We start from the raw sequence: 11399 nt of genomic DNA, 5'->3' as shown, positions 1-11399 counted from the left end.
GTCAGATCGTCAAAATAGCGCAGGCAGGCCCCACAGCGGTATTTCTGCCGCGCTGGCTGGGTCGTATCATGTCCCTGCTTCGTGATCAGCGACGCCTCGCAGTGGGGGCAAAGAACACCCTCTGGCCAACGCAACTGACGGAGTGTGTCGTAGCACTTGGCGTCGTCCAGCAGGTCTTGAAGGTTGATCATCGGCGGGAAACTGTCGGTCAGCGTGGTTGAGTCCTGACGTGTAGTGTACGCTTGGACCACCCGAAGAGCGAGCTAGACTCAGCAGTCCGGAACCCATATTGAGCCACGATCTATTGCGTGGTGTTCACCGAAGAGCATGATCAGTATCACATTATCAGCCTGCGCGGGGCAACTAACCATGAAAAACGCACCTACATCACTTACCTCTAAGTCTGGCCGCGTCTTTCTGCTGAACAGCGAGGAAGAAGACGCCCGCATCCGCGAGGGCATCGCAACTGATCCCGACACCTACGAATTGACCGACGCGGAGCTGGGCGGGCTGCGTCCGCTCGTGCGCGCGTCCGGTCGCCCCAAGGCCGAAGTCACCAAGCAGCCGGTTTCCATCCGCCTGTCACCCGAGGTAGTGGCGTACTTCAAGGCTGGCGGTCCCGGCTGGCAGACGCGCATCGATGCGACACTGCGCGCGTATATCCAGGCACAACGCGAGGCGGCGGCATGAGCATGTCTGCAGCTACAACGGGAGATCGACAGAGGTAGAGAACGTACAAAGCGCGCTCCCGCTACCAAATAGAATTAAAGGCTTATCGGTGATTCCGGTAAGCCCTTTTTCTTCGCCCGTCATTTGTTAATGAGTAGCATGAACATGGGAGGATGGCCTCAGCGCGCCCAGCCGCGGCCGAAGTCGGTGCCGGTCCCGTGCAGGTTGCCGGCCGCGTCCGGCCGGTAGCCGCGGCCAACATTCTTGCCGGTGCCGCGCCACCCGCCNTCCGACTGCCGCGCCCAGCCGCGGCCGAAGTCGGTGCCGGTCCCGTGCAGGTTGCCGGCCGCGTCCGGCCGGTAGCCGCGGCCAACATTCTTGCCGGTGCCGCGCCACCCGCCNTCCGACTGCCGCGCCCAGCCGCGGCCGAAGTCGGGGCCTGTCCCGTGCAGATGACCAGCCGCGTCCGGCCGATAGCCGCGGCCGAAATTCTTGCCGGTGCCGTCCATTGCCGCCGGCGGCTGGCCAAGTGCGGCGCCGCTGCACCAGACCAGCAGGACCCAACACCATCGTTTCATTGTGAGACTCCATGCTGCCGCGCATCAATTCTGCCGCATCGTCGGCACGCACCAATACAAGTCGGCAGAGCCGCGATGTAGTTCAGCCTTGCGTTCCTGCCAATCCGGCAGCGCGCGCTCCAGCGACTGCCGAAACGCCCGGTTATGGCTGGGCTCCACCAAATGGCACAACTCATGGACCAGTACGTAGTCCACTAATCGGACCGGAAGCTGCAGGACGCGCCAGTTGACGTACAGCGCACCATCGCGTCCGCAGGACCCCCACCGGTATCCCAGGTCCCTGACCAGGACGCGGGTCGGCGCCGGGCCTGTCCGCCGCCGCAGCAAATCGATGCGCTTGGCCAGCCAATCCTTGCCGGTGGCGATGTACCACTGCCGAAAGTGGACATCCGCGGGCCGCGCATCGCGCCGCAGCAGGAAACGCGCCCCGTCGAAGTCGAGCGCCGCCTGTTGCTCATCCACCAGCACCAGGCGATAGCGCCGACCGAGATAGCTGAAGGTCTCCCCGGTCACATACTCAGGCGCCAGCGCCTTCGGGGTGGATTCCTCCTTGAGTGCGAGTTTCCGGTGCACCCAGAGTAGCTTGGCCCCGGCCCACGCGGCCAGTTCGGCATCGCTGGTGGCAAGCGGCGCATGCATGACCAATTCGCCGGCCCGGTCTACGGTCAACCCCAGGGTCCGGCGGCGGTCGCTGCGCCTGATATTGAAGGCCAGTCCGTCGATCTTCAGGGTCTCAGTCATCATCGGGTCAGGTTCTCGTGGTTCTCGCGGGCCAGGGCGACCAGCCGTTGCGCCAGGTCTCGTTGCGTCTCCGGCGGGCAGATGCCTGCCTCGTCCAGGTCGCGGACCAGACGCCTGGTCAGCAGTTCCCTGGCATTGGCCTTCTTCCAGAATCCTACGCTGCGGACTTCCTGCGTGATTCGGTCGACCATCTCCAGTGTAGCCAGCATCGCACGCTTGCGCTCCTCGTCCGTCAGTTCCTCCTGTGCGCCACAGAAATCGAGTACGAGACGGACGAACGGCACCTTCCTTAAGCGCTTCGTCCAGGTGACGCGCCACGCCGATGTAATCCACCACAAAGCCGCAGTGCTTGCCCCCATAGGTCCGGTTCACTCGGGCTATCGCTTGCAGGAGGTCGTGGGAGACGATCTTGCGATCCAGGTACATCATCTGTTAAACCGGGGCGTCGAAGCCGGTCAGCAGCATGTTGTTGACGACCAGGATCGCCAGCGGATCGGTCTTGGTCGTCTTCTCCGGCGCCCAGCGGCGCTTGAAGCGTTCGATCAAAGCCTGTTGTTTCTCCTTGTCCGACCACTGACGCCACGACTCCGGGTCGTTGTGATTTGGCGAGACGACGGCCGCGACCTCCAGCACCCGCAGCCTGGTCAATCGCGGATACAGCCGAAGCAGCGAGCGGGTCGAGTCATCCAGCGACTGCACCTCGTCATCGCTCAGCGCGAGCACCGCCGCCGGCAGCGCCTCGAGTGCGGAGACCAATGCATCGCGCGCCTGCACCAATTGCTGCTGATAGGTCACCGCCGCCTGGCGGCCACGACCTGAGCCTTGAACCCCTCCGGGAGCGCGACGCCGGCAAAGTGCCGAATCATGTCACGGGCCTTCTGCTCGATCAGCAACGGCGCCTCCAGTACGTCGCCCTCGGTCCCATAGCGGGCCTTGATGATGGCCAGATCTTGCGGCGTGTAGTCGACAAACATGTCGATGAACAACTGATCGAGCCCGGTCGCATCCTTGACGAAACCATCCGCGGTGCGCCCCTCGTAAAGGATCGGCACCGTGGCCCCGTCCAGCTCCGCATCCTGTAAGAGGTAACGGTCGATGAAGTCGCCGAAGATCTCTGCCGTTGTTTTCTTATCGTGGTTCAGGATGGGCGTGCCGGTAAAGCCCACGATGGCCGCGTTCGGCAGGGCGCGGCGCAGATTCCGGTGCAACGTGCGCGTGTTGCCGCGGTGCGCCTCGTCCACCAGGACCAGGATCTCCGCCGATTCATTGAGCAACGGAAAGTTCTCGAAGTCGATGCGATCCGTAATGGTCTAAGTCGAAGTCGATGTACCGCACCGGCTGAGGCCGGCCCTGATCCCAGTCGGGCAGGCCCTCGACCACCGTGCCCTTGAGCAGCGATTCAGTGACGGCCTGGTTGGCCTCTATCAGCCCGTGCCCCGGCGCTTGCTCCAGGTCGCGGATGGCCCGGGCGATCCGCGCGTCGTCCAGCCAAGGCTGACCGTCACGCAGGTTGATGCGGCGGATCGCCGCGGCCAGGCGTCCGCGCAGCAGCACCTCCTGAGAACTGGTCCGCTCGGTAGACTCCGGCAGGTCCGGGTCGCCCTCGATCCACTCCCAGCCCATCGCCTGAAGCTGTCGGTAGAAGGGCAGTTCCACCAGGTCGCGTTCCCACTCGATCTTGCTCATCGGCTTACCTGCGTTGAGGGTCTGATATCGTCGCCCCGGAAATCGGGCCGAAATCGTTCTTATGGGCAGTAGCGGGGTTGTGCTATTTTTCGGTCGAAATCGCGTAAAACATTCTTATTCCGTTGTGAAGCACTGTTATGGTGCAATTTTGCTTGTGTTAACGCTTGTGCTAAATAGCGCGCCCTGGAGCAACTCGACCCACTCCGGAGCCAGGGCGTAGGCGCGCACGCGTTGCGCCCCGGCGCGTGCGGGCAGCACAAAGCCCTCGCCGCGCCACCGCTCCAGCCACTCCCGGGCGGTGTTGGCCGATACCCCGAACCAATCGACCATATCCCCCGGACTGAAGGTCATGGCGGCGGCTCCCTGTTCCAGGCCGCGCATGAGCAAGCGCGTCAGCAATTGCTGCTGCACCCGGCGCAATGATTCCCACGGTGGGGCCGGGCGACGCTGCGGGGCGTACAGTTCGATCGCCTGCCGGTGCAGCAACTCGGCGGCCCGAGCCATCAGGGCTAAACCGTTCTAGCTAACTTTCAGTGATTCAACGTGCGGTTGTCCTCGACTCTGGACACTGCCCGGCCGCTCGGGTATAAAGCGCGTCGGCCCCCTGCTGCCCGAGCGCGCATGCGTGAATCTCCGCGAAGTCATCGTCGAACCCGTCGCCGCGCCCGAGGAGGCGCGCTTCCAGGCCCTGATGGATGCCCATCACTACTTGGGCGCGCTGCCGAAGATCGGGCACACGCTGTGGTATGTCGTCACCTGGCAGGGCCAGTGGCTGGCGCTGCTGAGCTTCTCTTCTCGTTCCCACGCTCCGCGTGGGAATGCCGTCTTGGCCGCTCCGGCGGCCCGAACTCTCACGCGACGCTGGAGCGTCGGGACGTGCTCCCACGCCGGAGCGTGGGAGCCAGATAAGCTTGCAGATGGACCAGGCGGAGGCGTCGTTGACCTGGCCGGCCAGGAAGAGGTTGCCCGAGTCGCCGCTGGACTGTTCGACGAACTCCCGGCTGATGATCAACATGCCGCCGGAGCCGCAGGTGGGATCATAGACGCGCATCCCGGCCGTGGGCTTGAGGATGCGGACCATGAGCCGGATCACGTCGCGCGGTGTGTAGAAATCACCGCCCTTTTTGCCCGCGGACTCCGCGAACATATTGATCAGAAACTCATAAGCGCTGCCGAGCAGCGCTTGAGAAACAGGAGCCCGAATATGTAGTCCTTATAGGTCGCGGCGTCCAGACCCTCTTGCCGCAACCGGTCGGCGGCGGCGTAGAGGTGTCGTTCCAACTTGGCGAGCGAGAGCTTGGGCATTGAGCTATTGGAGTGTCTGTCTGAATATCAGGTACGAAGGCTATATCACTGATAGGTCAACGTAATCCCCGCCGTTTTCAGCAGTTCGGCCTCCTGTTCCAGTTCCAGCCGGGTCAGGGGGTGCGCGTCCAGCCAGGCGTCGGCGAAGTCCAGGGTCAGGTTATCCCCGACGATCTGGAGTGTGGGGTTGGGCGTGCTGTCGGTCGAGCGGCCCCGGTGGAGCAGGACGGCGAGGCGCAGGATGATGCACAGGCGCTTGGTGCAGTCCTGGATGCCCGTCGGCAGGGCCGCAAACTCCTGGACCGGGAACTTCCGCCGGTGCCCCAGGACCAGCGCGGCCAGCACCACCTGTTCCTGACGGGTGAAGCCGGCGAGATCGGCGTTGCGCAGCAGATAGGCGCCGTGCTTCTGGTACTGGCTATGCGACACCACCAGGCCGAGCTCGTGCAGACGTGCCGCCCAGGCGAGCATCCGCGGACAGCGGGAGTCGCTGAGGCACCAGGGCGCGGTTGCCTGATGATAGAGGCTGAGCGCGGTAGCCTCGACCCGCCGGCCATGGGTTTGGTCGAGATGAAAATGCCGCGAGAGGGTCAGTACGGTCCGTTCGTGCATGTCCTCATGGCGGTGACGCCCCATCAGTTCGTAGACCAGGCCCTCGCGCAGGGCATAGTCACAGACCTGCATGTGTTCGATGCCCAGGGTTTCGAAGACCGCCCGCAGCACCGCGATCCCACCGGCGAACACCGGCTTGCGTTCCTCCGTCAGCCCCTTGAGGTCCAGGGTCGCGACCCGGCCGGCACTGACGAGCGCGTCGCGCAGACGGACCAGTGCGGCGGCGGAGATGCCGTCTTCACTCCAGCCCTCGGCGGTTGCTACGGCGGCGATGGCCTTGATGGTTCCGGAGCTGCCGACCGCCGTTTCCCAGCCGGATTTGCGGAAGATCTCGCGCACCGGGCGGACTTCCAGTGCGCCGGCCAACTCGGCCCGATCCATGGATTTGGCGGAGACTCGCCCGTCGGGAAAATAGCGCAGGTTCATGGTGACACAGCCCATGTGCAGGCTCTCGCGCAACCGTGCGCTGAAGCCCCGCCCGACGATGATCTCGGTACTGCCACCGCCGATATCGACCACCAGGCGACGCTCGGTTCCGGCCGCGAGTCCGTGGGCCACCCCCAGGTAGATCAACCGCGCCTCCTCGCGGCCGGCGATGATGGCAATGGGGTGACCCAGCGCCGTCTCGGCGCGCTCGATGAACTGGCTGTCCGGATGCAACTGGCGCAAGGTGTTGGTGCCGACCGCGCGCACGGCGCCCAGCGGGAACCCACGCAGTCGCTGGCCGAACCGCTCCAGACAGGCCAGGGCGCGCTCTTCCACCTCGGGGAGCAAGCGCTTCTCGTTGTTCAGACCTTCGCCCAGACGCACCGGCTCTTTCAGTCGATCGATGATCTGCATGTGGCCGTCACCGATACGGGCAACGATCATGTGAAAGCTGTTGGATCCAAGGTCGACTGCTGCCACGGTCTCGTGCAGCGATCCGATGGCGGTCGGGATCGGGATGGGCGCTTCGGGCATGACAAAAACCTGCCTTGAGGGATCGCTATGGTACCAGACGCGCGCGTGCCGCCTGGTGACGAGGGTGACGCCGCTGACCGCGCGTCGATCGCCGTGCTCCACTCGGGATCGATGTCCGTACCAGCGAAGACGAGATTATTTTAATAAATAGTGAAGATTTATAATATTCTATTGCAAAATTAGCATCATTGATGTAGATAGCCGCAATTCTGTAGAAGGTTATGAGGTAACGGAGATGTTGGAGACTGACGGTAGCTTTGGCGAGGAAACGGCCGAGGCGGTACCACCCATGAATAGCGCCGACGATGCACGGGGGTCCGCGCCCAATCTGGCGATCCGGCGACGGCTCGAGCGGATGCGCGAGCTGAAGCGTCTGCGCGAACTTTTGGATGACCCCGATTTCGACGACCTGAATTAGTTTGAAACCCGCCCCTAGGTCCGGTGATCGCGGTCGACGCCCACCACGTGATCCGGCGCCTGCCGGCTGCCCGTGGCCGGCTTGTCAGTGATGACGACGGAGTCTTTCGCCCGCGACTGATCGTCGGTCAAGGTCCCGTCGGTGGCTCCTTGTTCGCCCTGATACAGCCGGACCGTAATCGGGTTCCCGGCGCGCACGTTGATATCACGCTGCGGAAAGGCAATCAAGATTCCATGCTCGCGGAAGCTGCGTTCGATCGCCAGATGCAGATCGGTCGTCACCCCGACGCGCAGGTCCATGGCGTCCAGAAAACAGCGTAGGGTCAGGGTCAGAGCGTTATCCCCAAAGGTGTCCAGCGAGGCGAGCGGGGGCGGATCCTTGAGGACTTGTGGGTTGGCGGCGGCGGTTTCGGTCAGCAGGGTCAGGGCGAGGCGGGCGTCGCTGCCGTACTCGATGCCGACGGTGATGACGATGCGATTGATCTGGTCGCTCAAGGTCCAGTTGAGCAGGCGTCCGGTGATGAACTCCTTGTTGGGGACGATCAACTCCTGGCGATCCCAGTTACGGATGGTGGTGGCGCGGATCTCGATTTTGGTCACGGTGCCGGTGGTGTTGGCGATCGTGACCGTGTCGCCGACCCGGACCGGACGTTCGAACAGGATGATCAAGCCGCTGATGAAGTTGGCGACGATTTCCTGCAGACCGAAGCCGATGCCTACACTCAGCGCCGCCACCAGCCATTGGATCTTGGACCAGCTCAGGCCCAGGGTGCCGAAGGCCATCACCACCGCGATGGCCGTGATGGCATAACTGACCAAGGTGCGCACGGCGTACCGTGTTCCCGCATTGACCTGGCTGTTCTGCAGCAGCAGGATCTCGATCAGGGCCGGCAGGTTCTTGGCCGCGACCAGGGCGACGAACAGAATGACCACCACCAGCCCGAGGTCGGCGGCGGTGACCGGGATGAGCCGCGCCGCGCCGTCCACCACGCTTGAAGAGTTCCACAGGGCCATCTGCTCGAAGACGGCCAGGGCCGGCAGCATCGCTGACCAGATCAGCCACAGCCCCAGGACGGCCAGCAGGAAGACGGTCGCGTTGAGCAGCTTGCGGGTCTGTTCATCGAGGCTCGCCAGATCCACTTCCGGTTCTTCCGCCACGGCCGGCCCGGCGCCGGGCTCGCGCACGGGCGTGCCGGCACCGGGCTCGCGTTCGAGTGCGCCCGCCTTGGCGCTGGCGGCCTCGGCTTGAACGCGGCGGGCGGTCTGACGCTCCATGGCCGCCTGAAAGGCCAGGCGGCGGCGGGTGTAAACCAACCAACGCACGATCACCTGCTGCACCAGCACCAGGCCAAGCGCCAGCCAGGCGGTCTGCACCAGTGATTGGAACAAGGTGCCCGCGGTATAGAGGTAGCCCAGGATGGCCAGTGCGCCAAGCGCCAGGGGGGCGCCGACGATGATGGGATACCAGACATTACGCAGGCGGTTGGCCAAGGCCCCGGGGTTGGCGGTCAGGGTGTGCGCGAAGACTCCGGTGCGTGGGTGCAGCAGTCGGCCCAGGAACACGGCCGTGCCGATCATGCCAGCGATCAGGACCATGCGTCCCAGACTCTCGCCGCGCGCCGTATCGTGGTTCAGATAGACGGTGTAGGCGATCAGGCTGGTGATCAGGATGTAGGGCGTGAACCAGCGCAGGTTCCGCCGGATTTGGATCAGAACATCGCTTTCCCAGCGGAAATGGCGGTCGGCGACCCCCCCGGGAATGCAGGTCAGGCGGAAGCCGCGCAGGAAATAAAAGCCTAGGGCGACCTGGGTCAGTGCGCCGCCGACCGCGCGGGTGAAGCCGGTGGCCTCGATGGAGGCCGCGAGCTCCCGGCCCAGGAGCAGGCAGGCGAGTGGTAACGGCAGCGCCGCCAGCGCGGTCAGGCCGATGGCCTCCAGCGTATGGACGAAGCGGTCGGTGCGCACCCGTCGCAGGGGCTCGGCACTCGCCAGGATCGCGCGTTTGATGGCGGCTTGTTGCCAGAACAGCACCAGGATCGTGAGCAATCCCAGCCAGGCCAGCGGTGAGTGTCGCAGTTCGAATGCCAGCACCTGGACGACCTCGGTCCAACTGGTGCGCGACAGCATCCAGGTGACCGCCGAGGGCAGGCTGGCCAGGCTGTCGAGTGAGATTGGCCGCGCACTGCGGACCCACAACAGGTGTCGTGCCAGGAAGTTGTCATAGGCTGTCGCGGTCTGGATCAACTGCTCGGCCGCATCATTGAGTTCACCCTGCTTGCGGATGAACTCCTCGCCTCCGGCCAGCGCCTTGTCGATCAGGCCGCGCCGCATCGCCAGGAGTTCCTTGAGTTCGGCGCGCACCTGTTCGTTTTGCGCATCCGGCGCGGTGGCTGACAGCGCCGTGATGGCCGTGTCCAGGTCGCGCAGGGCGCGTTGTTCCTCCCGATTGCGGATCTGTTGCAGCGTCGCCTCGGCGATCAGTTCGCTGCGCTCGGCCATCTCTTTGCGGTGCTTGCGCAGGTCCGGCAATTCGTTGCGCCGATCGATGAGGACCTCACCGAGGATCTGGTTGACGCCCGCCACGCCAATGCGTTCGCGGGCGCCGCGAAAGTCGGCCTCGATGCGGTCGCGCTCGCCTTTGGTCTGCGCAAGCAGGTCGCCGAACTGATTGAGTTGTGCCGCCAGGTCTCCGAGCGACGCGGTCAATGCGGCATTCGCCTTGGCCGTCTCCTGTACCAGTGGATGCTTGTCCACCGACTCGCGTTGCGCGGCCTCGGTTTCACGGCGTGCCTGCTCGGCCTCGGCCTTGCGGCGCTGATCCTGCACCTCATCCATGCGCCGCAGGCGTTCCTTGACCTGAGTCAGCGTGACGCCGGCCTGCTCGCGCTGGGCGCGGTGAAGTGCATCGCGTGCACTCTGGCTTGCCAGCTCCTGTTCGAGCGCCTGGGTCTCGGCTGTCAGCGCCGCCCGCCGGGCGGACAGGGTCCAGGTGCCGGCCTGGATTTGCTCGGCGGATTGATCGGGTGCCGTGGGACGCGCGGCCTCAGCTTCCAGGTCATCGAGCGCCTGGCGGACCTCGGCGAGCCGGGCGCGCGCCGCGGCCGGGCGGCTGTTGGTAGCCTCCAGTGCCTTATCGATCTCAGTGATGCGGGCCTCGAGTGCCGTCGCCTCGGCCTGCGTCTTGGTCAAGTGTTGACTGAGCTCATCGGTGCTCAGCGCGGCGAGCGCACGCGGGCTGGGCTGATCGTCGTCGCCCGGATCGGTTTGCAGTTGCTTGCGGATCGCGGCCGTCTGGTCGGGTGCATCCGCCGCCGCCTGCATATACTCGGCGGCCTGGGTCGCGAAGTCGCGTGCGGACTCCAGATAGGCGGCGGTGCGCCGATAGGCCTCGAGCAGCGCCGTCTTGGCGGCCTCATCCAGGGTTTTCGAGGCTTCAGTTGCTTTGATCCGGGCGTCGATCTCGGCCGGCAGCGGGACCCCTGGCGCGGTCGCGGCGGGTGCGGGTGCGCCGTTGTCGGCCTTGTCCGCCGGTGCGGACAGTCCGGGAGCCGGCCAGCCGCTGGCGAACAAGGCAAGCAGCAGTAGGCCCGCCAGGGTGAGCAGGTTGGGTCGCCTGGGCGCCTCGCGGCGCGGGCGGGCCGCGGACAGAGAACCGGAAGGGCAACGAGACAGCGAGGAGATGTGCATGAGTTCTGGGATCATTGGTCCAGCCGCGTTCTGCGCGCGAACCAGACTCCTCTTTGCGGAACAGAGCGGTCGGCGGCAGCACCACGCTTGAGTCCGTCACGGCGAAGGAACGCGGGGTGGCGGCAAACAGACTTGCCATGATCGCATCGCGTGCGCGGAGAAGCCACAGCGCTTGACACGATTGAGCCGATCCGGCGCGGACAGGTCACCAGGGCCCGGCACGATCGCGCGTCCTTTAGCCTAGATCCGGCCTCGGTCAAAATTCCGGCCACTTGGGCTCGCCGGGTGCGTAGTCAGGCCATCCTGGCCTGACACCGTCAGGGCTGGAAGCCCTGACTACGCACGCCGCTGGCCGAGATTACGATCAAGGCCCTAAATCCGGCAATGATTCACACCAAGACACAAAGAACACAAAGAACACAAAGAAAAACAGATCATTATCTTAGCTGATTGGCTCATGAGGCCAAGTGTGTGAGCCTTTATTAATTTAGAATGATAGACGATAATGAAATACCGCACAGCACATAATTATCTTTTTGGACTGATATGCTCATTTTTTCCGTCATCGAGTTAATGGACGAACAGAAATGCTATGATTTCTTGGTTAATATACTTCATCCGACTGGTCTAGGGTGCCCTGTTTGTCAATGCCCAGTTGAAGATTCGAAAATTCACAGAAGAGATCGCGCGCCAGTTCTATACTACAAATGTGCTAACGGACATATTTATAACGCATTTTCGAAA

General features: G+C 63.9%; 13 protein-coding genes and 1 pseudogene. 2 read left to right on the top strand and 12 right to left on the bottom strand.

Features of this window, described 5'->3' with window-relative positions; genetic code table 11:
• Window positions 1–191 (bottom strand): transposase (locus A39O_RS37605; protein WP_020503260.1); only part of this gene is annotated, 191 nt, incomplete at its 3' end.
• A gap of 136 nt (window positions 192–327) precedes the next feature.
• Between A39O_RS37605 and A39O_RS0103140 the strand changes: the two genes are divergently transcribed.
• The gene (locus tag A39O_RS0103140; RefSeq protein WP_245561752.1) at window positions 328–690 is read left to right on the top strand and encodes a BrnA antitoxin family protein; all 363 of its coding nucleotides are present in this window, start codon (window positions 328–330) and stop codon (window positions 688–690) included.
• Window positions 691–1271: 581 nt separating this feature from the next.
• Here A39O_RS0103140 and A39O_RS31770 read toward each other — a convergent pair.
• The 10 genes and pseudogenes from A39O_RS31770 to A39O_RS0103090 all read right to left on the bottom strand — a co-directional run bounded on the left by A39O_RS31770 (window position 1272) and on the right by A39O_RS0103090 (window position 6551).
• The gene (locus A39O_RS31770) at window positions 1272–1991 is read right to left on the bottom strand and encodes a M48 family metallopeptidase (protein WP_020503257.1); all 720 of its coding nucleotides are present in this window, start codon (window positions 1989–1991) and stop codon (window positions 1272–1274) included.
• Window positions 1988–2272: a hypothetical protein gene (locus A39O_RS42060; RefSeq protein ID WP_020503256.1), complete on the bottom strand. Its 285-nt coding sequence runs from the start codon at window positions 2270–2272 to the stop codon at window positions 1988–1990. The genes A39O_RS31770 and A39O_RS42060 overlap by 4 nt, the downstream gene beginning before the upstream one ends.
• An 88-nt stretch (window positions 2273–2360) precedes the next feature.
• Window positions 2361–2414, bottom strand: a pseudogene (locus A39O_RS43445) (hypothetical protein); the annotation flags it as partial.
• Between the two features lie 6 nt (window positions 2415–2420).
• A complete protein-coding gene (locus A39O_RS42055) occupies window positions 2421–2783 on the bottom strand; it encodes a hypothetical protein (protein WP_026199127.1) in 363 nt (120 codons plus the stop codon).
• The gene (locus tag A39O_RS42050) at window positions 2780–3262 is read right to left on the bottom strand and encodes a DEAD/DEAH box helicase family protein (RefSeq protein WP_026199126.1); all 483 of its coding nucleotides are present in this window, start codon (window positions 3260–3262) and stop codon (window positions 2780–2782) included. Before A39O_RS42050 ends, A39O_RS42055 begins: the two co-directional genes overlap by 4 nt.
• A complete protein-coding gene (locus A39O_RS42045) occupies window positions 3252–3674 on the bottom strand; it encodes a type I restriction endonuclease (protein WP_026199125.1) in 423 nt (140 codons plus the stop codon). The genes A39O_RS42050 and A39O_RS42045 overlap by 11 nt, the downstream gene beginning before the upstream one ends.
• 135 nt (window positions 3675–3809) lie before the next feature.
• Window positions 3810–4178, bottom strand: a complete 369-nt coding sequence (locus A39O_RS0103105) for a hypothetical protein (RefSeq protein WP_020503255.1) — start codon at window positions 4176–4178, stop codon at window positions 3810–3812.
• 34 nt (window positions 4179–4212) lie between these two features.
• Window positions 4213–4821: an HsdM family class I SAM-dependent methyltransferase gene (locus A39O_RS42495; protein ID WP_020503254.1), complete on the bottom strand. Its 609-nt coding sequence runs from the start codon at window positions 4819–4821 to the stop codon at window positions 4213–4215.
• A 5-nt stretch (window positions 4822–4826) separates the two neighbouring features.
• Window positions 4827–4979: a type I restriction-modification system subunit M N-terminal domain-containing protein gene (locus A39O_RS42490; RefSeq protein WP_020503253.1), complete on the bottom strand. Its 153-nt coding sequence runs from the start codon at window positions 4977–4979 to the stop codon at window positions 4827–4829.
• A 45-nt stretch (window positions 4980–5024) separates the two neighbouring features.
• Complete coding sequence (locus tag A39O_RS0103090) at window positions 5025–6551, bottom strand: Ppx/GppA phosphatase family protein (RefSeq protein WP_020503252.1); 1527 nt, start codon at window positions 6549–6551, stop codon at window positions 5025–5027.
• Between the two features lie 235 nt (window positions 6552–6786).
• Between A39O_RS0103090 and A39O_RS0103085 the strand changes: the two genes are divergently transcribed.
• Complete coding sequence (locus A39O_RS0103085; RefSeq protein ID WP_020503251.1) at window positions 6787–6969, top strand: PA3496 family putative envelope integrity protein; 183 nt, start codon at window positions 6787–6789, stop codon at window positions 6967–6969.
• 14 nt (window positions 6970–6983) lie between these two features.
• Here A39O_RS0103085 and A39O_RS0103080 read toward each other — a convergent pair whose 3' ends face one another.
• Window positions 6984–10670, bottom strand: coding sequence for a mechanosensitive ion channel domain-containing protein (locus A39O_RS0103080; RefSeq protein WP_157639587.1), 3687 nt, complete (start codon window positions 10668–10670; stop codon window positions 6984–6986).
• Window positions 10671–11399: the final 729 nt, after the last annotated feature.

The organism is Lamprocystis purpurea DSM 4197 (assembly GCF_000379525.1).
Taxonomy (GTDB): domain Bacteria; phylum Pseudomonadota; class Gammaproteobacteria; order Chromatiales; family Chromatiaceae; genus Thiodictyon; species Thiodictyon purpureum.
The sequence above is the reverse complement of the archived record's forward strand: the minus strand, read 5'-3'. Positions and strand labels throughout refer to the sequence as shown.

Excerpts from the sequence above, each read along its gene's own strand:
- A39O_RS0103140 (WP_245561752.1), top strand. The coding sequence starts at position 328 with ATGATCAGTATCACATTATCAGCCTGCGCGGGGCAACTAACCATGAAA.
- A39O_RS31770 (WP_020503257.1), bottom strand. The coding sequence starts at position 1,991 with ATGATGACTGAGACCCTGAAGATCGACGGACTGGCCTTCAATATCAGG.
- A39O_RS42045 (WP_026199125.1), bottom strand. The coding sequence starts at position 3,674 with ATGAGCAAGATCGAGTGGGAACGCGACCTGGTGGAACTGCCCTTCTAC.
- A39O_RS0103105 (WP_020503255.1), bottom strand. The coding sequence starts at position 4,178 with ATGGCTCGGGCCGCCGAGTTGCTGCACCGGCAGGCGATCGAACTGTAC.
- A39O_RS42495 (WP_020503254.1), bottom strand. The coding sequence starts at position 4,821 with ATGTTCGCGGAGTCCGCGGGCAAAAAGGGCGGTGATTTCTACACACCG.
- A39O_RS42490 (WP_020503253.1), bottom strand. The coding sequence starts at position 4,979 with ATGCCCAAGCTCTCGCTCGCCAAGTTGGAACGACACCTCTACGCCGCC.
- A39O_RS0103090 (WP_020503252.1), bottom strand. The coding sequence starts at position 6,551 with ATGCCCGAAGCGCCCATCCCGATCCCGACCGCCATCGGATCGCTGCAC.
- A39O_RS0103085 (WP_020503251.1), top strand. The coding sequence starts at position 6,787 with ATGTTGGAGACTGACGGTAGCTTTGGCGAGGAAACGGCCGAGGCGGTA.
- A39O_RS0103080 (WP_157639587.1), bottom strand. The coding sequence starts at position 10,670 with ATGATCCCAGAACTCATGCACATCTCCTCGCTGTCTCGTTGCCCTTCC.